This window comes from Halorubrum sp. BV1 (assembly GCF_000746205.1).
In the GTDB taxonomy this organism is placed as follows: Archaea; Halobacteriota; Halobacteria; order Halobacteriales; family Haloferacaceae; genus Halorubrum.
This window is the reverse complement of the sequence record NZ_JQKV01000005.1, coordinates 40,610-63,584: the sequence shown is the minus strand read 5'-3', so window position 1 is coordinate 63,584 and position 22,975 is coordinate 40,610. Positions and strand designations below refer to the sequence as shown.

Here is a 22,975-nt window from a genome sequence, read left to right as displayed (position 1 = left end):
TCCCACGCTGCGATTGATCGCGTAGAAGTCGTTGACTAGAATTTCCATTAGTGCCATCAGCCGCAGATTTTCAAGTGTAATACTACCATTTGCCGAATTTTCACCGATTATGAGACTCAAATTACGATCGATAGTGGATTCAGGTTCGGAAGAAAGCGCCGGATGAAATTGCTAGCTCCGCCTTCAGGGCAGTCTTCATCAAGTTACGCCTCCAAAGGCAGGTTGAATGACTACCACGAGCAAGATATTTTAATAGTAACATTGTTGGTAATCCCACGTGGCAGGTGTTCCGAAAACTCGGTACAACTATTCTACTCAGGTGATACAAAATAATAAGTGGACCCTCGTGAAGTAGAGGGGCGAGACTACGGAAGCAAATATGATTGACACAGTTATCTTACAACGAGGGAGCGACTGGCGCGCGCAAGCGGAGGTTTTCGACGAGATCTTCTTCGTCTTCCTCGCGCTCGGTACCCTCGTCGGCACCATCGTCGTGGCGTACACGCTGTGGAACGTGTACAAGTACCGCGACGACGGGGGCGAACCGAAAGAAGACTTCGACGCGCCGACGGTCGGCGAGCTCCCGACGGGACAGGGTGGTCCGAAAGCGAAGAAGCTCTTCCTCTCATTTGGACTGAGCGCGATCGTCGTTATCAGTCTCGTTGTGTACGCGTACGGGATCCTCCTCTACGTCGAGGAGGGGCCAGACACAGCAGACGAGAGCGACATCGAGATCCTCGTCGAGGGGTACCAGTTCGGCTGGGAGTACGAGTACCCGAACGGCCACACCACGACGGGCGAGATGGTCGTGCCGGCCGATAACCGAGTCAACCTCGACGTGACCTCACGCGACGTGTGGCACAACTTCGGCTCGTCAGAGTTGCGGATAAAATCCGACGCTATCCCCGGAGAGACCAGCGAGGTCTGGTTCTCCGTGAGTTCCGAAGAAGTCGAGGCACAGGGCGGCGAGGCAACGTACCGAGTCGAATGCTTCGAGCTCTGTGGGGCCGGTCACTCTGCGATGACTGGTCAAATCACGGTGCTCCCGCAAGACGAGTGGGAAGAATGGTATACAGGTACCCAAAGTGAAAACACCTCCAATATCGATAGGACTTCCGCCGGAAATACTCCCAGCGTTGACAACGCGATCATTCGAGGTGCCCCTACATGAGCGAACTCCCGCCCACGACTTCGGTCAAACGATGGCTCGTCACGACTAACCACAAGGACATCGGGATCCTCTACACGATCACTGCCCTGTTCTTCCTACTATTCGGCGGTGTCCTTGCTTTACTGATCCGTGTCCAGCTCTGGGAACCAACGAATCAGATCCTGTCCGGGCTGGCGTACAACGAGGCCGTCACTGCCCACGGACTGATAATGGTGTTCTGGTTCCTCTCCCCGTTTGCCTTCGGCTTTGCAAACTACTTCGTGCCGCTCCAGATCGGTGCCGACGACCTTGCGTTCCCACGGCTTAACGCACTCTCCTACTGGATGTACCTGTTCTCAGGCGTATTATTATCAATCAGCTTCTTCCAAGGCGGCACGCTGAGCGCTGGCTGGACGATATACGCTCCGCTCAACATACCCGCGTACACACCGAGTATCGGCTCGACGGGTGCGATACTAGCACTCGCGATGTTCACCATCGGAGTCACCGCCTCGTCGATAAATTTCCTCGTGTCTATTCATCACTCGCGTGCCGAAGGGATGGGAATCATGGACATGCCGATGTTCACATGGTCCATCCTCGCGACCGTGTGGATGATGCTGTTCGCATTCGCCGCATTACTCGCTGCGGGACTAATTCTTGCATCCGACCGTGTACTAGGCTCGGTGTACTTTTCCGCAACAGAGGGCGGCTCCCTTCTGTGGGGCCACCTATTCTGGTTCTTCGGCCATCCGGAGGTGTACATCGTCTTCTTCCCGGCGCTCGGTGCAATGTTGGAGCTTTTCCAGACATTCTCTGGGCGTCGCCTCGTCGGGCGAAAGTGGGTGATAATCGCCATCTGTCTTGTCTCCGTCCAATCGTTCCTTGTGTGGATGCACCATATGTTCCTGACGACGATCAATTTGGAGATCAAGACGCTAATGATGGCAACCACCATCGGTATTTCCTTACCCTTTGACCTGATCGTGTTCTCGCTGATCTACACGCTCATCAAGGGACGAATCCAGTTCACGACACCGTTCCTCTTCGCGTTCGGGGCGCTGCTATTGTTCATCCTCGGCGGCATCACCGGGGTGTTCCTCGGCGCTATCGTCCTCGACTACGAGTTCCGTGGCACCTACTGGGTGGTCGCGCACTTCCACTACGTGATGTTCGGGGGGGCGACAGCGCTGATCGGCGCTGCGTACTACTGGTTCCCGAAAATAACTGGGAAGATGTACGATGAACTCCTCGGGAAGATCCATTTCATACTGTTCTTCATCGGGTTCAACGCCGTCTATTTCTCGATGTTCCTCGGGTGGGAGACCCCCCGGCGTGTCTTCGAATACAACCCCGAACTCCAAATTTACCACCAATTCGGGACTATCGGCGCGTTCGTACTCGGATTCTCCTTCTTCATCATGTTCTATAACTTCGCGAAGTCGTATGTCTCCGGCGAGCCTGCCGGCGACAACCCATGGGACTACTCGCGAACTGCTGAGTGGGCCATCTCTTCACCCCCGCCGCTCGAGAACTGGCCAAACCGGCCGTCCTACGCGTCCGGTAAGCTTGAATTCGTGAAAGATTATGTGCCAGACGGAGGTCCGGCTGTCAAGACCGACGCCAATGGGAACGGAACGACTGACGGTGGTGACACCCACTCCGAACACATCAAAAAATATCCGTACTGGGACAAGCACCCAAGCCACGCAAGTATCTGGCCGCTGGCCCTATCGCTGGCAGTCGGTGTATTGTTCCTCGGACTCACCGGGTTCCGCGATAACGTTGTCTTCGAGCTGGGCGAGTCGCTCACATCGACTGGCGTGACAATCTCGAATCCAGTATACCCGATACTCATAGTTATCGGTCTGGTCGGACTCATTTGGACCGGGGTGAAGTGGGGCCTTGAGGACTTCTATGCCCCACCGACAGAGTTCGCCGAGCGGTGGCCGTTCGACGGCATCGAAAAAGTCAAGCTGGGGATGTGGTTCTTCATCGCGTCAGACGTGATCGTCTTTGGCGCGTTCCTCTCTGCAGCCATCTTCGTCCGGTACAACGCCGGCTGGATGACATGGGAGCCACTGGCCGAACCACTACCGGGGCTGATCAACACGTTCGTACTCCTCACCTCGTCATTTACCGTGATCTTGGCGCTGGTCGCCGCTCGTCGAAAGAATCGGCAGGGCCTGCTCGCGTCACTCGGTACAACGATAGTGCTTGGATTCACATTCTTGGGTATCAAGCTCTGGGAGTGGAACAAAGAGATCTTCGAACGAGGCGTGACAATTTCGGCGAATGCCCATGGTGACCCTATTCAAGCATCGATCTACTACGTCACGACCGGCCTCCACGGGATCCACGTAGTTATTGGCCTTGTGATCGCCATCTTCCTGTTCATCAGGGCCTACCAAGGCCACTACCTCGACGACGAGCGGCCAATCGAGTACTTTGGCCTCTACTGGCACTTCGTCGACATCGTCTGGGTGTTCATCTTCCCGCTGTTCTACCTCTTCTGAATACATCGGAATAATTATAAAATTCCGAATATATTGAATTTTATATTATCAACAGTGTAGATATCTACGACCCATAAATCTCCGCCCACTCATAGTGATTACTGCGACTATTTTCACGGGCGGTGTCGAAAGACGGCGGTTCAGAGGCTCCAATCACCGATCCAGATCATCACGGCGGTAAAGAATCGCAGTAATCACTATCAGTCACGTGTCCTGGGGAGCACCAATTCCGACCGTCGCTGGGGAAGTGATGTCGAATTTGATTCTCCGACATTCCCTCCCGAATGCGAATCATCGAACTGGCAGCGTGATGCTACAGTTCTGTATTGAGAGTGTGGACGGATTTTGCGATGCCACGAACACACGTCGACGACAACACTTGGCGAGAGTGGGTCGATCCCTACATCGTCGATTCCAAGCGGCTCATCACGGTCTGCCGGAACAACCTCCGTTTCAAGCAACTCGAAGACCTAGATGTCGACCTCGTCGAAGGGAAAGACGGGATCCAAATCCAATTAGCCGAGTTCGAGCTGGATATACACTGGCGAGAAGCTCTTTCGAAGTACGCTGAGCAGCATGAATCCCACTGTACGGCTTCGCACAGGCAGTTCTCGAACGAGCAGAACGGGACGATCTGCTCGACCGTCAAGGACCAACCGTAGATCGTACAGTCGCGCGAATACCGGATGAGACGGTTCAGTCATGCCGAGAGGTCGACTCCTTTGAGTCGGCGGGCGTTGATCGCGACGATGATCGTCGACAGTGACATGAACACGGCACCGATGGCCGGCGACAGTAGAATGCCGATGGGTGCGAGGATTCCCGCAGCGAGTGGCAGCGCGAACACGTTGTAGCCGGTCGCCCAGACGAGGTTCTCCTGCATCTTCCGGTAGCTCGCCTTCGAGAGCTTGATGAGACGGACCACGTCGAGAGGGTTGTTGTCGACGAGGATGATGTCGCCCGACTCGATGGCGACGTCGGTCCCGGAGCCGATGGCGATGCCCACGTCAGCCCTGGTGAGCGCTGGCGCGTCGTTGACGCCGTCGCCGACCATCGCGACCAGTTTGCCCTCGGACTGGAGTTGTTCGACCTTCGTGTCTTTCTCCTCCGGGAGCACCTCAGCAAAGTACTGGTCAATGCCGAGTTCTTCAGAGACGGCCTTCGCGACGTCTTCGCTGTCTCCCGTAAGCATCGCCACCTCGATGCCCATCCCATGCAGTGCCTCGATGGCCTGTCTGCTCTCTTCCCGAATGACATCGGCCAGCGCGAACGCCGCGACGACCTCAGATTCGTCGTGAATCAGATAGATAACCGTCTGTGCGTTCGCTCCGGCTTCCTCGGCGAAGGCAGTAATGTCGTCGGATCGCTCGATACCGAGTTTCTCGATCAAATTGGGGCCACCCAGGTGGACCGTTTCGCCATCGACGGTGGCTCTGACACCGAGGCCACGGAGGTTTTCGAAGCTCGAGACCTTCGCCCGTTGGATGTCACGTTCGGCGGCGGCGTTCCGGATGGCGCGAGCGATCATGTGTTCGGAATCGCCTTCGACGCCCGCAGCGACCTCGAACGCCCGCTGTTCATCCCAGTCGCCTGCCGTCTCGACGCCGACGACGCCCTGTTCGCCCTTCGTGAGCGTCCCGGTCTTGTCGAACATCACCGTGTCGAGGTTCCGGGCTTCCTCCATAGCGATACGGTCGCGGATGAGCATCCCGTTCTGGGCAGCCGTGGAGGTGTTGATTGCCACCACGAGCGGGACGGCCAAGCCGAGTGCGTGCGGACACGCGATGACGAGAACCGTCACGACGCGTTCGAGGACGGTGATGTTGAATCCGACCGCGACGACCCACGCAACGGCCGTAATCGCCGCGACGCCGAGTGCGACGTAGAACAGCCAGCCGGCTGCCCGGTCGGCCAGGAGTTGCGTGCGGGATTTGGACTGCTGGGCCTCGTCGACCAGTCGCATGATGCCTGCCAGCGTCGTCTCGTCACCGGTCTTCGTGACGCGAACGCGGAGGCTGCCGTCCTGGTTGACCGTACCAGCGACGACTTCTGACCCGGGTTCCTTGTCGACAGAACGAGACTCGCCGGTGATCATCGATTCGTCGACCGAGGACTCCCCCTCGACGACTTCCCCATCCGCAGGTACACTCGCACCCGGACGGACGAGAACGACGTCGTCCTCGCCGAGTTCGGAGACAGGAATCTCTTCCGTGTCCCCACTCTCGGTGACGCGCTCGGCGATGTCGGGCATGAGCTTCGCCAGCTCGTCGAGCGCCCCGGAGGCCTGCCGGACCGAGCGCATCTCCATCCAATGGCCCAGTAACATGATGTCGATCAGCGTGACGAGTTCCCAGAAAAAGGGCGTCGTCCCTGGAAGGAACAGGCTGGCGATGGAGTAGACGAACGCGACCGTGATGGCCAGCGAAATAAGCATCATCATCCCCGGCTCACGGTTCTCGAGTTCCGTCCGGGCCATCGAGAGGAACGGCACCCCACCGTACGCGAAGACGATCACCGAGAGGACGGGCGTGATCCAGACGCTCCCGGGGAATATCGGTGCCGTGTACCCGAAGACGTCCTGGATGAACTCGCTGAAAAAGATGACTGGCACCGAGAGGACGAGCGACACCCAGAACCGCCGGCGGAACATCCCTTCATGGCCCGTGTGGTCCGTGTGGGCTCCGTGATCGTCGTGTGGGCCCCCTTCGTGACCGTTCGCCCCGCGGTCGTGTTCTGCGTCTCCGTGGTGAGTGTGTTCGGATTCGACTTGGTGGTGATCGTGTTCGGCTTCGTGCTCGTGCTGTACGTGTTCGTCCGGGTGTTCGGGTTCTGTGGGTGCCTCATCCGCCGCAGTGTGTGCTTCGTGCTCCGAGGGGTGGGACTGCTGCTCGGATGACGCGTGGGCTGATGCTCGTGGTTCCGACTCTGTTTTTAACCGGCAAATTCGACAACAGTAGACGGGTCCTTCGGATTGGTTCGAGGTGTGACCCTCTGCAGAGGGGGTTTCGGAGTTCTCGTGGTCTGGATGGTTGCTCATGGTGTGGGTGTTGGTGCCGTCCCTCATTATGCTGTCCAGACCCTGATACGGAGCGGTACCGTCAAGAGGGCCGGTGTCGAACGAGAACGGCGGTGCGCTCGTGGACGTGCGTTCCGGCGTTTCTCAGGCGTGGGAGGTGTATCCGGCGTCCTCGACGGCTTGAACGAGTGACGTGACGTCAGCGTCGCCGTCGACGCTCGCCTGTTCGGCCTCTCGATCGGCGGTCGCGTCGGTCACGCCGCTCACTTCTCGAAGCGCGTCTTCGACTGTCTGTTCACAGTGGCCGCAGGTCATGCCTTCGACGGTGATCGTCTGCGTCATACAGCTATACGTATGAGATGCACGTCTTTGTCAGTTACTGCTTCGAATCCAAAGTCAATCCTGAAAATGAAATGGCATACGAAGCCCAACGCTGGGAAACAATATTGTAATTCGAGATACCTACAGATAGATATGCGTGATTTAGATGAGACTGACATGAAGATCCTCTCGCTACTGGCAGAGGACGCGCGACGTCCGTTCAGCAGCATCGGTGAGGAGGTAGATCTCTCTGGTCCGGCCGTATCAGACCGCGTGAAACGGTTAGAGGAATCCGACATCATCAACGGGTTCACCGTCGACGTGAATCGCGCACAACTGCGAGCTGGCGTTCCGGTGTTCGTCCGGCTCGAAAACGATACCTCTGTCATCGAGCCACTTCGAAGCCGACTCCACGACGCGGATGGTATCGAACACCTCTTCGTTACTGCCGAGGGGAAAATATGGTTCTACGGTCGTGCGGAGGGGCAGAACGTTCGACGGTGGATCGATGGGCTTCTCGAGGAGACGCCATCGACGGACTACTCGGTAACGCTCGTCGACGACCTCGAATGGACACCCTCGCTCGACGGCACTGAGTTCGCAATTACATGTGCCGAGTGTGGGAATACGGTCGATAGCGAGGGCGAATCCGCTCGAATCGACGATGATGTCTATCACTTCTGTTGTTCGTCGTGCCGTGGTCGCTTCGAAGACCAGTATCAGCGACTCGAAGAAGGAGCGTAAGCTGTAGTCGCTGTTTCCTCTCTGGGTGGGGTCGTTGATATTGGCTTCCTTCGGCGGTGTAACGTTAATTTGCTTTAGAATCTGAATTCTATACTTGTCTAAAGCCCTGTTCTCGAAACAGTAACTGCACTAAGTAAGGACCACGTATTGTAGGGTACGAATGGGAACGCGAACTGTCCACCTCGATATCACGGGAATGTCCTGCGCCAACTGTTCGGCGACGATCCAGGACACCCTCGAATCCCTCACCGGGGTATCGGAGGCGAACGCGAACTTCGCCACCGACGAGGGCTCCGTCGAGTACGACCCCGAGGAGGTATCGCTCCGCGAAATCTACGACGCTATTGATGATGCCGGCTACGGCGCCGTCTCGGAGACGGCCACCATCGCCATCTCCGACATGACGTGTGCCAACTGTGCTGAGACCAACGAAACCGCGCTGGAGGCCACACCGGGCGTCATCGACGCCGAGGTCAACTACGCGACCGACGAGGCGCAGGTCACGTACAATCCTGCCGACACGTCGCTAGACGCGCTGTACGACGCCATCGAAGACACGGGGTACTCACCGGTTCGTGAGGACGACGGGGAATCCGGTGAAGATGCCCGTGACGCCGCACGACAGGCCGAGATTCGGAAACAGCTCCGGCTGACCCTGTTTGGCGCGGTGCTGTCGGCCCCGCTGCTGTTCTTCCTCGCCGAGAAGTTCCTGCTCGGCGGTGGCGTCCTCCCGGAGACGATTCTCGGGGTCGAGTTCGGCTGGGCAGAGTTCCTGCTGGCGACACCCGTCCAGCTGGTACTCGGCTGGCCGTTCTACAAGAACTCCTACAAGGCGCTCGTGAAGAACGGTCGCGCCAACATGGACGTGCTGATCGCGCTGGGTTCGACCACCGCGTACGTCTACTCCGTCGCAGTCTTGCTCGGCGTGATCGCCGGTGGGCTGTACTTCGACACCGCAGCGCTCATCCTCCTGTTCATCACGCTCGGGAACTACCTCGAAGCCCGCTCGAAGGGGCAGGCCGGCGAGGCGCTGCGGAAACTGCTGGAGATGGAGGCCGACACCGCGACCCTCGTCGACGAGGACGGGAACGAGGAGGAGATTCCCCTGGAAGACGTCGAGGTCGGCGACCGGATGAAGGTGCGACCGGGCGAGCAGATTCCCACGGACGGCGTCGTCGTCGACGGGCAGTCGGCGGTCGACGAGTCGATGGTCACGGGAGAATCGGTCCCCATCGAGAAGAGCGAGGGCGACGAGGTGGTCGGCTCCACCATCAACGAGAACGGCGTGCTCGTCGTCGAGGCGACGAAGGTCGGGAAGGACACGGCGCTCCAGCAGATCGTGCAGACGGTCAAGGACGCCCAGTCGCGCCAGCCCGACATCCAGAACCTCGCTGACCGCATCTCCGCGTACTTCGTGCCGGCCGTCATCGCGAACGCCGTTCTCTGGGGCGTCGTCTGGTACCTGTTCCCCGGAACTCTCGCGAGCTTCGTCGAGTGGCTCCCGCTGTGGGGTGCCGTGGCAGGTGGACCCGCAATTGCTGGAGGGACCGTCACCGTCTTCGAGTTCTCGATCATCGTGTTCGCGTCGGCCGTACTGATCGCCTGCCCCTGTGCGCTCGGGTTGGCGACGCCTGCCGCGACGATGGTCGGAACGACCATCGGCGCACAGAACGGCGTCCTGTTCAAGGGAGGTGACATCCTCGAGCGAGCGAAGGACGTGGACACGGTCGTCTTCGACAAGACCGGGACGCTGACGAAAGGAGAGATGGAGCTGACCGACGTGGTCGTGTTCGATAGTGACGGCCAACCGGTCGCGGACGGCGGCGACACCGCTGCCGATGGGGGTCAGCTAACCGCACGTGACCGCCTTAGCGAGGAAGACGTCCTTCGGCTCGCAGCCACGGCCGAGAGCGGGAGCGAACACCCGCTCGCCCGCGCTATCGTCAACGGAGCCAAGGATCGTGGCATCGACGTGACCGACCCCGAGGACTTCGAGAACGTCCCCGGACACGGCATCAAAGCGACCGTCGGTGACAGCGAGGTACTGGTGGGCAACCGGAAGCTGCTCCGCGACAACGGGATCGACCCCTCGCCCGCCCAGGAGACGATGGAACGCCTAGAGAACGAGGGGAAGACAGCCATGCTCGTCGCCTACGAGAACGAACTGGTTGGAGTGGTCGCTGATGCCGACACGATCAAAGAGAGCGCGAAGGACGCCGTACACCAACTACAGGAACGTGGTGTCGACGTGATGATGATCACCGGCGACAACGAGCGGACCGCCCGCGCGGTCGCCGAGCAGGTCGGCATCAACCCCGAGAACGTTCGCGCGGGGGTTCTCCCCGAGGACAAGTCCGACGCCGTCGAGACCATCCAGGACGAGGGCCGGAAGGCGATGATGGTCGGTGACGGCGTCAACGACGCGCCCGCCCTCGCCGTCGCGTACGTGGGGACGGCCATCGGCTCGGGGACGGACGTCGCCATCGAGGCCGCCGACGTCACGCTGATGCGCGACGACCCGCTCGACGTCGTGAAGGCCATCCGCATCTCGGACGCGACGCTCGCGAAGATCAAGCAGAACCTCGTCTGGGCGCTCGGGTACAACACCGCGATGATTCCGCTGGCGTCGCTAGGCCTGCTCCAACCGGTGCTCGCTGCCGGGGCGATGGCGTTCTCCAGCGTGTCGGTGCTGTCGAACAGCCTGCTGTTCCGACGGTACACCCCCGATCACGACTACAAACTGCTCGGGAAACTCCGCTGAACGCCAAATCCACTTGCTCCATGTCGTCTATTTCCCGCCGCACGGTGCACGCGTACCTCGTCGAGACGGCCGATACTGAGCCCACGTACCTTCGGGCTCGGGATATCGCCAGCGACCTCGACGGATCGCCGAAAGCCGTCGCACAGTATCTGAGCCAGCTCCAGGACGACCTCACCGACGTGTCGCTCGAACAGTGGGGACGCTCGAAGAGCACGACGTGGCGACTGGAGGTGAGCGAGTCGTGAGCACCGTCACTCACCGCGTCGAAACCGCCCTCCCCGCCACTGGAACTCGGGAGTGGTGGGTCCTGTATCTGCTCGCCCCGGTCGTCCTCGTCGGTGCAGCACTCCTCGCATTCCCGACGCTCGTCTACGACCGATTCGTCTGGCAGTATCTCTGGGGCCCGGTCGTCGCTGACGCTGCCGGCCAGCCAGTCACGCACGAGGGAATACGGGCCGTCCGCGGATACAACGCCGTGAACACGGTGACGTACCTCGCGGCAGTCGTGTACAGTCTCCCCGGGCTCCGAGCGTATCTCGACTCCCTCGATGTCACGTACGACGCTCGACTCGCGTACGGGTTCGCGCCAATCATCGTTGCTGGCGGAGCGATGCGCGCCCTCGAGGATATCGGCCTGCTCGGTGACTACGCCGTGCTGTTCATCACGCCGTCGATCTACTTCGTCGTCACCGCCGTCACCGTCCTCTCACTCGGCGTCGGCGCACTCGCGCGTAACCGGAATATCGGATCCATCCCGTCGATAGTCGGTCTCGTTGGAACGGTCTGGGCGATCGGTGCCGTCGGGTGGGCGCTCTGGTATGGGCTCTCGACGTCGGCTCCACTCCGCGTGTGGGTGCCGGTCGCGACGACGGGGATCGCCCTCGGCGTGACCGCGCTCTACTACTGGGGCGCGAGTCTTGTGGATATCGCACACCTCCGACACCCGTTGTCCCTGCTGGCCGTCTTCGGCCAGATGTGGGATGCGGCGCAGAATCTCATCGGCGTCACGTTCCTCGGCTATTCACCCAAGCTGGTCGTGACGAATCTCGTGTACCAGGCGACCGGATTCTCGGGATCGACGTTCGTCCTCAAACTCCTCGTGACTGGCGGTATCGTGTGGTACCTCGCGGACGCGAAAGAAGAAATGAATCACACTTGGTGGTGGCTCATGACGTTCTTCATCGGGGCGATTGGGCTCCCGATGGGCGTCCGTGGATCGCTTCGGATGATGCTCGGAGTCTAACAATGGAGACGATGAACACGAACGGTACGACACGGCAGTACGGCGCGGCAATCGCACTCGTCTCGGGAGTCTACTCGCTGCTCTCGGCGGTAACCGGCAGCGGGATGATGGAATCGAACAGCGGGCTCCTCATGGTGCTCCTCGGCGTCATCGTAGTCGTGCATGGCGTCGTTCTGCTGACGCCGTACGCGGATCGGCTCGGGAACACGAGCGGACCGCTGATGATCGGCTACTCGCTCGTGATGTTGCTCAATCAAGCGCTCGTCGGCGTCACCGGGAGTATGAACTGGGGAATGGGGTCCGGTATGAACGGCGGAATGGGTGGCGGGATGAGCGGCGGCATGGGGTCGTCGATGACTGCCGGGATGGGCTGGGACCTCGGAATGGTCGCGCTCGCAGTCCTGATGTTGATCAGCGGCGTGATTATGACGAACCGACGAAACGACAGCTCAGGGATGTAATTCGGCGAGACGAATGACATCCGCACCTACAGCGACCACGAATCGACTGCCCAGCTATCTCGCCCCACTCCCCCGGCGCGTTGAGGACCTCGCACTTCGGTACGCGTGGGTCATCGTCGCGATTAATCTAGCCGGGACTGCGTTCGGGTTCTGGTACTACCGCTTCCAGCTGGCCCAAACCCCGATAGTGATGTGGCCGTTCGTCCCCGATAGCCCCGCCGCGACGCTGTTTGTCGCGCTTAGTCTCGCCGCGTGGAAACTGGACTACGACGTCGAGTGGCTCCACATGCTCGCCTTCTTCGGCAATATCAAACTCGGGCTCTGGACGCCGTTCGTCCAGCTGGTTCTCAACGGGCCAGGTGGTATCGAACCCTGGCTCTACTGGTTCCTCATCGTAAGCCATCTCGCGATGAGTCTGCAGTCGTTCCTGATCTATCGCTACGCCGAGTTCTCGGTTGGTGCGGTCGCCGTCACCACCGTCTGGTACGGCCTCAACGACATCGTGGACTACTTCGCGCCGCTCGTCGGGGAGTTCCACCACACGTTCCTGCGGGCCGAACTCGTCAACGGCGCACTCGATCACTCGGTGCGAGCGCACGACCTCGCAGCGGCCGCGGCCGTGACGCTGACGCTCGCCGCGACGTTTCTCGCACTAGCGACACGGGTGAAGAAGCTCGAAACAACTGAGGAGTCCTCCGCACGAGGGGTGCGCCGATGAACGGCTATTCACGACGGTCGGTACTTCGCCGGAGCCGGAGTGTGCTAGCAGTCGGGGCAACCGCGATTGCTGGCTGTCTCGGAGGTAGCGGCCCGTCGGGTCCGACGGTGACGATGACGGGCGACCTGCGATTCGATCCGGCTGACGTCGCAATCGACCCCGGTCAGCAGGTCACCTGGGTGAACGAGAGTGGAGTCCCCCATACCGCATCGGCATACGAAGAAGGGATTCCCGACGAGGCGTCGTACTTCGCAAGCGGCGGCTACGAGTCCGAGCAGGCTGTCCGGCAGAGTACGTCAGCGAGAGGGTTTCTCGAACGAGGCGAAACCTACAGTTACACGTTCGACGTCACGGGGACGTACCAGTATTTCTGCCTGCCACACGAGGAAAGCGGGATGGTCGGACGTGTCATCGTCGAATGACCACGAGAGTCGACCTCACTCGATCACTGACGGTGGGTCGATGGGTATCCCGGCATTCCATCGGCCATCCATAGCCAGAGCCCCAGTATCGTGACGACGGTTTGCCCGAGTACATACGGGGTCGGAGACAACAGCGCGAGCAGGTCTCCGACCGTCTCGACGTGGTGATAGTCAGTTACGACCGGCCAGAACAGAAACAGTAGCGTCTCCTCGGGGACGAACAGGTAATCCACGAGGTCCGCAGCGAGGTGTGATCCATATCCGAGCGCGTACGCCGCGCCGACCCCCCACCGGTCCCTGTGTTTCGTGACATAGAAGACAATCAGGACGACGAGTGCCGCGGTGAACACCGAGTGCGCGACCGACCGACTCGGGAGCGATGGAAGTACAAACGCGAGTGGTTTGTCGACGAGATCCGGGAGCAACGCACCTCCGAACAGGGCGAAGATCGGGACATCGTCACATCGGTCAGTAGGGCCACCAGAAATGCCTCGGTAAACGAGATACGCGACTGCAGCGTGGACCCAAAAGAGCACACTCGACAACACTGTCCAGGCTATTTAAATCGTTCACGCACTGCTGCCCCGTCAGCATCACACGCTATCGATTTCGGAGCGAATAGTCTCGCGCTCGAAGTAGAGGATCTCCAGCCCCAGGAGGACGACCGTCACAACGAGAACCACACTGAAGACGGCGGGTTCCATCACGGCGAGGTGGTACACTAACGAAGGAAAGAACAGTACTGCACCCACCACGCCGACAGCGGGGAGGATACCTGTTCGAAGCCCCGCTCGATGCCTGAACGCGAGGAAACTCATCGACCCAAAGACGGTGATGAAGGCAAGCGACGCGAACGACGTGATTCCCTGAAGACTACCGTAGGCGGTGAACGCGGCCGTTATCAGGCCCAAGACGAGAAGTGTTCGCGTCGGAGCACCGTCGGCATCGGCGTCTCCGATCCGGTCGGGAAGTAGGTCGTCTTCAAGCATTCCCGTCGCAAAGTGGGCCGCCGAGAACAGCGTGGCGTTGATCGCGCTCCCAGTCGAGAACAGCGCCGCCACGGAAATGAGGATGAACCCCATCTGCCCCATGAACGGTTCGGCCGCGATGGCGAGTGACACCTCGGGGTTCGCGGCGATCGTTTCGGGCTGAAGCAGACCCGTCGTGACGACTGCTACGAGGACGTACAGCCCGAGAGAAGCGGGAATTGAGAGATAGATCGCCTGCGGGATGGTCGTCCGGGCGTTCCGAAGATTTCCCTCGTCGTAAAAGAGTAGCTGCCAGCCCTGAAAGGCGACAAATGAGAGGGCAGCGGACATGAGCAACCCGCCCGTCGCGACGGAGGAGAACCCGGTCGTCAGCTGTCCTGTCCGCGCTCCAAAATAGAACCCCCACACACCGAAAATGAGGAGAATCCCGACCTTTGCCGCGACGAGGAGCACCTCGGTCACGCCACTCGCCCGGGCGCCGAGGACGTTCAGCAGTACAAACCCCAGGACGCTGAGAACCGACACGACGGGGCGGAGTGGAACCCCGAGGGCTGTTTCGACGCCGAGAAGTTTCGTCGCGAAACTACCGAACGCGAACGCGTACATCCCCATCGACCCGATATAGCCAAACAGAAGCGTCCACCCGACCATCCCAGCGACCGTCGTCGACTCACCGAACTCCTGTAAGAAACTGACCGAACCGCCGGACACGTCGCCAAGCCGCTGGAGACGAACGTACGAGTAGCCAGCGCAGAACGCGACGACACCGCCGCCGGTAAAGGCGAGCCACGCCGCAGGCCCCGACATTTCCGCAACGACGCCAAGTACGGCGAAGATCCCACCCCCGATCATACCACCGAGCGCAATCGAGACTGCACCGAGACGGCCCAGCTTCTCGCTCATCGTCTCTCCGTTGGGGTGCCATCTTTAGACTTCTTGTTGTTTAGAATCCAAACCACCTCAGCCCGAGAAGTAGAAATCGTCTACTTCGATGCTCAGGTTCCGAAAAGCGAGTAGAACCACGCTTCAGTGTCCGGATGGAGACCGTTATGGACTGTCCGGACCGCCGCAGCGATTGATACTGCGAAGATAGCGTGAAGAAGATGTGTCGGAACCCAGCCGACCACGACTGCACTTGCCCCGAGGACGGCAGCACAGAGCGCTCCAACGCCGATTCTAAAAAAGAACGGCCGCTGAATCACCAGCACGGAGTCCCCGTAGAGCAGAGTGTAACAAAGGAACGCAAGCCCACCAGCGACGACTGCCGAGAGTAACGAGAAGAGGAGCGCCATCATCGGGATTCTCCCCCAGAATACCCAAGTCGCGGGTGAATATATCCGAGTGCGCCGAGTACGACTATGACACCGAGGAGAGCTCCGGTTTCCACTGCAGCGAGCAGGCCATGCGGAAGCGGTGTGAGCATCCCGAGATGGGCGATCCCGAACAGTAGCCCAACGAGCGGTACGCCAACGAGTAGGTGTCCATATATTCCCTCGTACTGGTGCCAGATAGCGGGCGTTTTGCTCACCGTGTACGCGGTGCTCGCGAGAATGATACCCGTCAAGAGAAGTTCGCTGTAGGACGTAAGCATACGACTATCTTCCCCAGCCAGCCACAAGTCAATTACTCCGCACCCGAAGTGGCATACCCCTTGATTCTAAATTCTGCTAGGGTTGTGATGCTGGTATCCAAAGGATCACAAACGATATATCCCACAGATGTAGCCACAACCGCATTAGGAGAGGAGCCCCTAAATGTAGGCCACCAAGACAATGGACAGATCAGATTACGCGATCCTCACGGTCATCGCCGTAATCACCGTCACCATCGGCATCGTCACGACGACGAAACCGCTCGGGACGTTCATCGTGGAGAGTGCGAGGCAGGCCGCGACGACGACCGCCGCGATGGCGTGGATCACCTGGTGGGCACTCGTCATCGGCTTCGCCATCGCCGGCGGCGTCGAGGCGTGGGTCTCGACCCAGCGGATCTCAGAGCTGCTCGAAGGCCACGGACCCCGCTCCATCGGCCTCGCGACGTTCTTCGGGTTCGTCTCCTCGTCGTGTTCGTACTCGGCCATCGCCACGGCGAAGAACCTCTACAAGAAGGGGGCGTCGGCTGCGGCGGCGCTGGCGGCATTCCAGTTCGCCTCGACGAACCTCGTCATCGAGATCGGCATCGTCATCTGGCTGCTGCTGGGTTGGGAGTTCCTGCTTGCCGATGTGGTCGGTGGACTGCTCCTCATCGGCCTGATGTCGGTCGGCTTCGTCTACGTCGTTCCCGACGAGGTCCTCGATGAAGCACGCGAGAACGTCACCGACGACGAGGGCATCACTGTCCAAGACCCGGTCTGTGGAATGGAGGTCGATCCTGAGGAAACCGACTACTCCATCGAACACAACGACCAGACGTACTACTTCTGCTCGCAGTCCTGCAAGGACTCCTTCGACCCCGAGGAAGCGAACACGTCGATTCCGGAAAAGGCGACCTCGTGGTCCGGGTGGAAATCGCTCGCGGACAAACAGTGGAAGGAGTGGGCGATGCTGTGGGACGAGATCGCCATCGGGTTCATTTTCGCCGGGCTCATCGCCGGGTTCATCCCCGAAGCCGTCTGGACGAGCGTCTTCTCCGGAGCCGTATTCGGCTTGCCGGTATACGTCCTCTGGACGGCCGCGCTGGGTGCGATCATCGGCGTCGTCACCTTCGTCTGTTCGGTCGGGAACGTCCCGTTCGGGACCGTCCTCTGGACGCGCGGGCTCCCCTTCGGGTCGGTGCTGTCGTACATCTTCGCGGACCTCATCGTTCCGCCGATCATGAAAGCCTACGACGAGTACTACGGGACGACGTTCGCGGCGGTGCTGTCCCTGATGATCTTCGTCACCGCCGTTATCGCCGGGTTCGTGGTTCACTTCCTGTTCTTGGGCCTGGGCCTCATCCCGTCGCGGGCCTCCGCGCAGATCGCCGAAGTGTCCATCGAACTCAACTACAAGCTCGTGTTGAACGTCCTCGCGACGGCGTTCTTCGCGTTCCTCTACTGGCTCCACAAACAGGATTCGGTGGCTGGCGGGGAACGCGGTGACGAGGGACATGTAGCAATGACGGACTGATTCTACCCCTGAGTGAGTAGCCGGCGAAGAACGAGGTGAAGGATGCCCCCGTTCTCGACGTATCGAACGGCTGCAGGCGTCCCGACCTGCGCAGTAACGGGGAATTCAACGGTCGATCCGTCGTCACGTTCGGCAACCACCGTGAGTTCCTCGTTCACGTTGAGACCATCGTCAAGCCCGTGAATCGCGACCCGTTCAGAACCGTCGAGACCGAGTGATTCCCACGAGTCGCCCTCGGCAAATTGGAGCGGGAGGACACCCATGCCGACGAGGTTGTCACGGAAGATGCGCTCGTAGCTCTCCGCGATGGTTGCGCGAACGCCGAGAAGGTCGGTCCCCTTCGCCGCCCAGTCGCGGCTCGATCCAGTGCCGAGTTCCTCGCCGGCGAACACGACCAGCGGCGTGTCGTCCTCGCGATAGCGACGGCTGGCCTCGAAGACAGTCGTTTGCTGGTCTGTAGGCTGGTGGATCGTGTAGCCACCCTCGACATCGTCGAGCATCTCGTTCTCGATGCGGACGTTGGCGAAGGTGCCGCGCATCATCACCTCGTGGTTGCCCCGGCGAGCGCCGTACGTGTTGAAATCGTGGGGTTCGACGCCCTGTTCGACGAGCCACTCCCCGGCCGGCTGCTCACGAGAGAACGGGCCCGCCGGGCTGATGTGGTCGGTCGTGACCGTGTCACCGAGCAACATGAGCGTCCGAGCGTCCTCGATATCCGCGACGCCCGGTTGCTCCAGCGGGAAGTCCTTGAAGAATGGCGGTTCTCGGATGTACGTCGAAGAATCGTCCCACTCGTAGACGTCACCGGTCGGCGCGTCGAGCGCCTCCCACCGCTCGTCACCCTCGAATACCTCAGCGTATTTCTCCTCGAACATCGACGAGTCGACGCTGTCGTGAACCGCCGCGTGGATCTCGTCAGCGCCGGGCCAGATATCCGCGAGGTAAACCGACTCGCCGTTGTCATCCGTTCCGAGCGGGTCTCGTTCGAGGTCGATATCCATGCGACCAGCAAGGCCATAAGCGACCACGAGCGGCGGACTGGCGAGGTAGTTCGCTCTGACCTTCGGGTGGATGCGCGCCTCGAAGTTCCGATTGCCCGAGAGGACGCTCGCCGTCCAGAGGTCCTCGGCGTCGATGGCGCGCTCGATGGGTTCGGGGAGTGGCCCGGCGTTCCCGATGCAGGTCGTACAGCCGTAGCCGACGACGTTGTAGCCGAGGTCTTCGAGATACGGCAGTAATCCCGAGGCTTCGAGGTATTCGGTGACGACGCGGCTCCCGGGCGCGAGGCTAGTCTTGACGTACTCGGGGACATCCAGGCCGTACTCGACGGCGTTGCGGGCGAGCAGGCCTGCGGCGAGCATCACCGAGGGGTTCGACGTGTTCGTACAGCTGGTGATGGCGCTGACGACGACGCTCCCATGCCTGATTTCGGTTGTCTCGCCGTCGAGGTCGACGTCGACCGTGTCGTTTAGTTCGCCCACGTCCGGTTCCGGGAGGTCGGCGTCGGGGCGGTCGGCGGCGACGCTGCTCTCGCCCAGCCAGCGGGTGAGTGCGTCCTCGTCGATGTCGTCGAGTTCGTCTTCGAACTCGCCGTGGACCAGCCCCCGGAAGTGGGTCTTCATATCGTCCATCGGGACACGGTCCTGGGGACGCTTTGGTCCCGCGAGACTCGGCGTGATCGTCGAGAGATCGAGCTCGACCGTCTCCGTGTACTCCGGATTCTGTTCGCCGAACAGCCCCTGCGCATCGAGATATTCGCGAACGAGTTCGATGTGCTCCTCGTCACGACCCGTGAGTTCGAGGTAGTCGAGCGTCGCTTCGTCGACGCCGAACATCGAGATGGTCGAACCCTGCTCGGGGGCCATGTTCGCGATAGTCGCCCGGTCGGGGACCGTGAGGTTCGCCACGCCGGGACCGAAGAACTCGACGAAGCGATCGACGACGCCAACCTCGCGAAGCTGTTCGGTGACGTGAAGCACGAGGTCAGTCGCAGTTGCACCCTCGGGGAGTTCTCCGGTAAGGCGGACCCCGACGACTTCGGGGAGGTTCATTGTGATGGGCTGGCCGAGCATCGCGGCTTCGGCCTCGATGCCACCGACGCCCCAGCCGACGACGCCGATGCCGCCGATCATCGGCGTGTGACTGTCCGTGCCGACAAGCGTGTCCGGAAGCAGCCAGTTCTCACCGTCACGCTCACGAGCGTGGACCACTTGGCCGAGATATTCGAGGTTTACCTGGTGGACGATGCCCGTTCCCGGCGGGACGACGCGGAAGTCGTCGAAGGCCTGCTGAGCCCACTTGAGCGCTCGATACCGCTCGCCGTTGCGCTCGTACTCCAGTTCGACGTTCTTCTCGTAGGCATCCTCGGAGCCGAAATAGTCGACCTGGACGCTGTGATCGATCACGAGGTCAATTGGAATCTCTGGCTCGACGATCGCGGGATCCTTGCCTTTCCGGTCAACCGCTGATCGGAGCGCAGCGAGGTCGACGACGGCAGGGACACCGGTGAGGTCCTGCAAGACGACCCGCGAGGGTGTGAACGGGAGTTCGACGTCCGGTACGTCAGGTTGCCACGACGCGACGTTTCGAACGTCCTCGGCGGAGATCGTGTCGCCGTCGACGTTCCGAAGGACGGATTCGAGGAGGACACGGATGCTGACCGGGAGACGGTCCAGTTCACAGAGTCCCGCCTCTTCGAGGGCGGTGAGATCCGCCATCCGATAGGCATCTCCGTCGAACTCGAACTCGCGTATCGCGTCGAAAGGATCGGTTTCGGCCATACCCTGAGCTACGGCGACCCGGCTCTTGAATCGTTTCCCGTAAGCCATCGGCTAGGCTGGACCGATTCGCTCCTTGGACCCAATCAGCAGTGAGACGCTCCGGTCACAGAATCCGGTCGAGTGTATCTGTAATCGAGGGAGATTCGACGATTCGGAGCCCTTGAACAGCCACGTCCGTCGGTTCGCTTGCCGGGATGATTAGCTCCCGTGCGCCGACTGCCCGCGCCGCGCGCGCTTTCCTCTCGATCCCGCCGACGGGAAGCAACGCGCCCTCGTCGTCGACGATCCCCGTCATGAGCGTCTCCTGTGAGAGCGACTGCTGGTGGAGGCTAGCAACGAGTGCGACGGTAAGCCCGGCCTCCCAACTCTTCCCGCGGAGTACAAGCACGCCGGAGGAGGGGGGCTCGAACGTGATGTGCGTCGCCATGTTGGTGAGCGACTTTCCGGTGAGACCTGTGGCCGTCTCCCTCGCCTCTCGGAGCGCGAGCTGGAGGTCGTGACGGACTTCGATTCCGTTCAGGTTGGCGAACAGTTCACCGTCCCCGTCGGTGAACTCGAACTCGAACGGGACGACGAGGCCGTCGCCGGAGCCGTCGACCGCTGGAAGATAGTAGCGTGTTGTCGCGGGAAGCGTGGCCCCGCCCGCAAGCGTCGCCAGCGACTGAAACCCGTCTCCCGCTCGCGTGAGACCGAGAACCACCCCAGCGCCGCCGACGCCCCCCAGGCCGAGTCCTGCGAGGAACCCTCGCCGTGACAGAATCGTCTCTTCTACCCGTCCTACAACGTCTCTTTCCGTATCGGACGGGCGAGAGACGGACGCGGAATCATCGGTGGGCATAGCAGTATGGTGCGTGGCTACGCTGGGGCTTGCGTGGTACTATGTAACACGGGTACAGTAATAAATGCTCTTCGTGTACGCGTTTCGAACGGGTACATCTATTTCGGTGTGCGCTGACGTATAGACACAGTCTCATCACCACTCATGACGCTCCGGTATCGGTCACTGGTCGGGCTCGTGGGCGTGAGCAGCGTTGTGACCGGGGTTGGCGTGTGGATCGCCTACCAGTTCGAACTTCTCTTGCTCGGAGTGACGACCCTCGCGACCTGGTCACTTCTGGTCGGACTCGTCGAGGAGGCATTCGTCCGGTTCGTCCCGCTGATACTCGTCTTCTACGGCTGGAGTTACCGTCGGGGGACGCTCCTCTCGAAGACCGAAGGGTTACTCGCGACCGTGGCCTCCGGGCTGACCGTTGCGCTCCTCGAACTCGTGCTCAAACTCGAGTATCTGTCGCGGCTGGAGGCGACAGTCCGGTTCGACTCGCTCGTGCTCCCGCTGGTGTTCGTCCACCTGCCGTTCGCGTTACTCGCCGGGCGGTTCGCGTACGCGCTCGGCGAGCGGATTCACGGCTCCGACGCCATCGGGCTCCCATCACTCTCTCGGCGAACCCTGGCGGCGCTCGTGCTCGGGTATCTCGCCCTCGCGTTCGCCCACGTCGGGTACAACGTGCTCATCTGAGAGCCGCTCGAACAGAGGGGAGTACTGCAAGACCGACGATCACCACACCCTGGACGAGGTGGGGATACTGCAACCGTTTCCCGAATCCGATGACAACCCCTTCGACGAGGACCCAAACGACGAGCGCGACGCCGACGGCGATGGCTGCCGGCCACGCCCATCGTTTTCGACGGTAGAGACCGTACACGACGACCAGCGGAAACACACCGAGGACACTGAAGAGGATGACCCCGGGAATCAGATAGCTCTCGAACGGGGAGCCAGCCAGAAGCGTCGACGAGATACCGATAAGACGCCCCGAGGGAGCGAGGATGAATTGGCCTCCGCCAGCGAGTCCCGACACGCCCAGCACACCAACCGTCGCGATGAGTGCCCAGAGCGAGAGTGGTCGATCTTGTTGCTGTGTTGAAATACCCATTCGTCGACGCTCCTCGGTCCTGATAAAAAGTACTCGCTACGACGGGAAAATTATGTGTCTCAGTGGCTGTCTTCTTCGTGGTCGTCACCGAGCGCCGTCCGAATCATCCCGTTCAGCTCTTCGAGCTTCTCGCGGACGCTTTCCGGCTTATCGGCCGGCGGCTCTTCGAGGGCGACCTGCTCGTGGGGGTCCGGCTCGCCGACGATGACGCTGCCGAGCATCCCGAGGCTCTCGTGGGGCGTGCAGTAGTAGTGGTAGACGCCCTCGGTCTCGAGGGTGTGTTCGAACGTCGCGCCCTGCTCGGAGACGATACCGCTGTCCCAGGCCGCAGCCCCGTCGGGAACGAGCTGGGGCTGATCGTTGTCGGAGTGGTAGGCGGTCGTCGAGTGACTCCCACTCTCGTTGTTCCAGGTGACGGTTCCCCCGACGTTCACCCGCACGACGTGTGGCTCGAAGTGGTAGCCCCCGTCCTCCGTAATCATGTTCACTTCGGCCGTATCGGACGGCGCTCCGACCGCTTCGTCGTGACCGCCCTCGTCATCGTGGCCGCTCTCTTCGTCGCTGTGACCGCTCTCCGTACCTTCGTCGTTGCCACTCTCGGTCGGCGACGCGTTTGCCGCCTCGCTGTCGTTATTCTGCGTTCCAGTGCACCCGGCAAGCCCAACGACTGCTGCACCGCCAGTCAGCTGGAGCATCCGTCGACGCGTGATTGAGTCGGTCATGCCATCGGTCACCTTACAGGTGAACCTACACGGGCTGGGCATATAATCCGGAAAGCAGATTTGCTGGGTCAGCAAATCGGCGTTTCTTTAT

General features: G+C 60.7%; 21 protein-coding genes and 1 pseudogene. 13 read left to right on the top strand and 9 right to left on the bottom strand.

From position 1 onward, the window contains the following. Positions 1-379 precede the first annotated feature (379 nt). The 3 genes and pseudogenes from coxB to EP28_RS14760 all read left to right on the top strand — a co-directional run. Positions 380-1,171, top strand: coding sequence for a cytochrome c oxidase subunit II (gene coxB, locus EP28_RS08970; RefSeq protein ID WP_049983697.1), 792 nt, complete (start codon positions 380-382; stop codon positions 1,169-1,171). Then, on the top strand, positions 1,168-3,666 hold the full coding sequence (locus EP28_RS08965) for a cbb3-type cytochrome c oxidase subunit I (protein ID WP_049983696.1): 2,499 nt from the start codon (positions 1,168-1,170) through the stop codon (positions 3,664-3,666). The genes coxB and EP28_RS08965 overlap by 4 nt, the downstream gene beginning before the upstream one ends. A 199-nt stretch (positions 3,667-3,865) precedes the next feature. Further along, positions 3,866-4,432, top strand: a pseudogene (locus EP28_RS14760) (hypothetical protein); the annotation flags it as partial. Here the strand turns inward: EP28_RS14760 and EP28_RS08955 are convergent. Beyond that, on the bottom strand, positions 4,367-6,316 hold the full coding sequence (locus EP28_RS08955) for a copper-translocating P-type ATPase (protein WP_173231026.1): 1,950 nt from the start codon (positions 6,314-6,316) through the stop codon (positions 4,367-4,369). The pseudogene EP28_RS14760 and the gene EP28_RS08955 overlap by 66 nt on opposite strands. A gap of 33 nt (positions 6,317-6,349) precedes the next feature. Here EP28_RS08955 and EP28_RS14405 point away from each other — a divergent pair, with 33 nt between their 5' ends. Further along, complete coding sequence (locus tag EP28_RS14405; RefSeq protein ID WP_196219628.1) at positions 6,350-6,562, top strand: hypothetical protein; 213 nt, start codon at positions 6,350-6,352, stop codon at positions 6,560-6,562. Between the two features lie 264 nt (positions 6,563-6,826). Here the strand turns inward: EP28_RS14405 and EP28_RS08950 are convergent, their stop codons facing one another. Beyond that, entirely contained in the window at positions 6,827-7,024 is a 198-nt protein-coding gene (locus EP28_RS08950) for a heavy-metal-associated domain-containing protein (RefSeq protein ID WP_049983694.1), read from the bottom strand. A gap of 132 nt (positions 7,025-7,156) precedes the next feature. On the opposite strand from EP28_RS08950, the gene EP28_RS08945 reads away from it, so the two are divergent. The 7 genes from EP28_RS08945 (at position 7,157) to EP28_RS08915 (ending at position 13,352) form a co-directional block, all read left to right on the top strand. Continuing rightward, positions 7,157-7,747, top strand: coding sequence for an AsnC family transcriptional regulator (locus tag EP28_RS08945; protein WP_049983693.1), 591 nt, complete (start codon positions 7,157-7,159; stop codon positions 7,745-7,747). Between the two features lie 160 nt (positions 7,748-7,907). Then, complete coding sequence (locus tag EP28_RS08940) at positions 7,908-10,508, top strand: heavy metal translocating P-type ATPase (protein WP_049983692.1); 2,601 nt, start codon at positions 7,908-7,910, stop codon at positions 10,506-10,508. Between the two features lie 44 nt (positions 10,509-10,552). After that, complete coding sequence (locus EP28_RS08935) at positions 10,553-10,753, top strand: DUF7123 family protein (protein ID WP_230455299.1); 201 nt, start codon at positions 10,553-10,555, stop codon at positions 10,751-10,753. After that, positions 10,750-11,751, top strand: coding sequence for a DUF63 family protein (locus tag EP28_RS08930; protein ID WP_049983690.1), 1,002 nt, complete (start codon positions 10,750-10,752; stop codon positions 11,749-11,751). Before EP28_RS08935 ends, EP28_RS08930 begins: the two co-directional genes overlap by 4 nt. 2 nt (positions 11,752-11,753) lie before the next feature. Continuing rightward, entirely contained in the window at positions 11,754-12,212 is a 459-nt protein-coding gene (locus EP28_RS08925; RefSeq protein WP_049983689.1) for a hypothetical protein, read from the top strand. A 13-nt stretch (positions 12,213-12,225) separates the two neighbouring features. Beyond that, complete coding sequence (locus EP28_RS08920; protein WP_049983688.1) at positions 12,226-12,930, top strand: DUF1405 domain-containing protein; 705 nt, start codon at positions 12,226-12,228, stop codon at positions 12,928-12,930. A 113-nt stretch (positions 12,931-13,043) separates the two neighbouring features. Then, positions 13,044-13,352 (top strand): plastocyanin/azurin family copper-binding protein, encoded by a 309-nt coding sequence (locus EP28_RS08915; RefSeq protein ID WP_230455297.1) that lies wholly within the window; start codon positions 13,044-13,046, stop codon positions 13,350-13,352. A gap of 23 nt (positions 13,353-13,375) precedes the next feature. On the opposite strand, the gene EP28_RS08910 is transcribed toward EP28_RS08915, so the two are convergent. The 3 genes from EP28_RS08910 to EP28_RS08900 form a co-directional block, all read right to left on the bottom strand. Further along, the gene (locus EP28_RS08910) at positions 13,376-13,888 is read right to left on the bottom strand and encodes a metal-dependent hydrolase (RefSeq protein WP_049983686.1); all 513 of its coding nucleotides are present in this window, start codon (positions 13,886-13,888) and stop codon (positions 13,376-13,378) included. Between the two features lie 57 nt (positions 13,889-13,945). Next, complete coding sequence (locus EP28_RS08905; protein WP_049983685.1) at positions 13,946-15,244, bottom strand: APC family permease; 1,299 nt, start codon at positions 15,242-15,244, stop codon at positions 13,946-13,948. A gap of 92 nt (positions 15,245-15,336) precedes the next feature. Continuing rightward, complete coding sequence (locus EP28_RS08900; RefSeq protein WP_147437802.1) at positions 15,337-15,633, bottom strand: hypothetical protein; 297 nt, start codon at positions 15,631-15,633, stop codon at positions 15,337-15,339. Positions 15,634-16,113: 480 nt separating this feature from the next. Between EP28_RS08900 and EP28_RS08895 the strand changes: the two genes are divergently transcribed. Continuing rightward, positions 16,114-17,448: a permease gene (locus EP28_RS08895; RefSeq protein ID WP_049983683.1), complete on the top strand. Its 1,335-nt coding sequence runs from the start codon at positions 16,114-16,116 to the stop codon at positions 17,446-17,448. Positions 17,449-17,450: 2 nt separating this feature from the next. On the opposite strand, the gene acnA is transcribed toward EP28_RS08895, so the two are convergent. Next, on the bottom strand, positions 17,451-20,228 hold the full coding sequence (gene acnA / locus EP28_RS08890; protein WP_049983682.1) for an aconitate hydratase AcnA: 2,778 nt from the start codon (positions 20,226-20,228) through the stop codon (positions 17,451-17,453). A 103-nt stretch (positions 20,229-20,331) separates the two neighbouring features. After that, complete coding sequence (locus EP28_RS08885) at positions 20,332-20,928, bottom strand: S16 family serine protease (RefSeq protein ID WP_049983681.1); 597 nt, start codon at positions 20,926-20,928, stop codon at positions 20,332-20,334. A 282-nt stretch (positions 20,929-21,210) separates the two neighbouring features. Here EP28_RS08885 and EP28_RS08880 point away from each other — a divergent pair, with 282 nt between their 5' ends. Beyond that, positions 21,211-21,744 (top strand): hypothetical protein, encoded by a 534-nt coding sequence (locus EP28_RS08880; RefSeq protein ID WP_049983680.1) that lies wholly within the window; start codon positions 21,211-21,213, stop codon positions 21,742-21,744. On the opposite strand, the gene EP28_RS08875 is transcribed toward EP28_RS08880, so the two are convergent. Next, entirely contained in the window at positions 21,737-22,162 is a 426-nt protein-coding gene (locus EP28_RS08875; protein WP_049983679.1) for a hypothetical protein, read from the bottom strand. The two genes, EP28_RS08880 and EP28_RS08875, sit on opposite strands and share 8 nt — an antisense overlap. Before the next feature lie 59 nt (positions 22,163-22,221). Then, on the bottom strand, positions 22,222-22,884 hold the full coding sequence (locus EP28_RS08870) for a cupredoxin domain-containing protein (protein WP_049983678.1): 663 nt from the start codon (positions 22,882-22,884) through the stop codon (positions 22,222-22,224). Between the last annotated feature and the right edge of the window lie 91 nt (positions 22,885-22,975).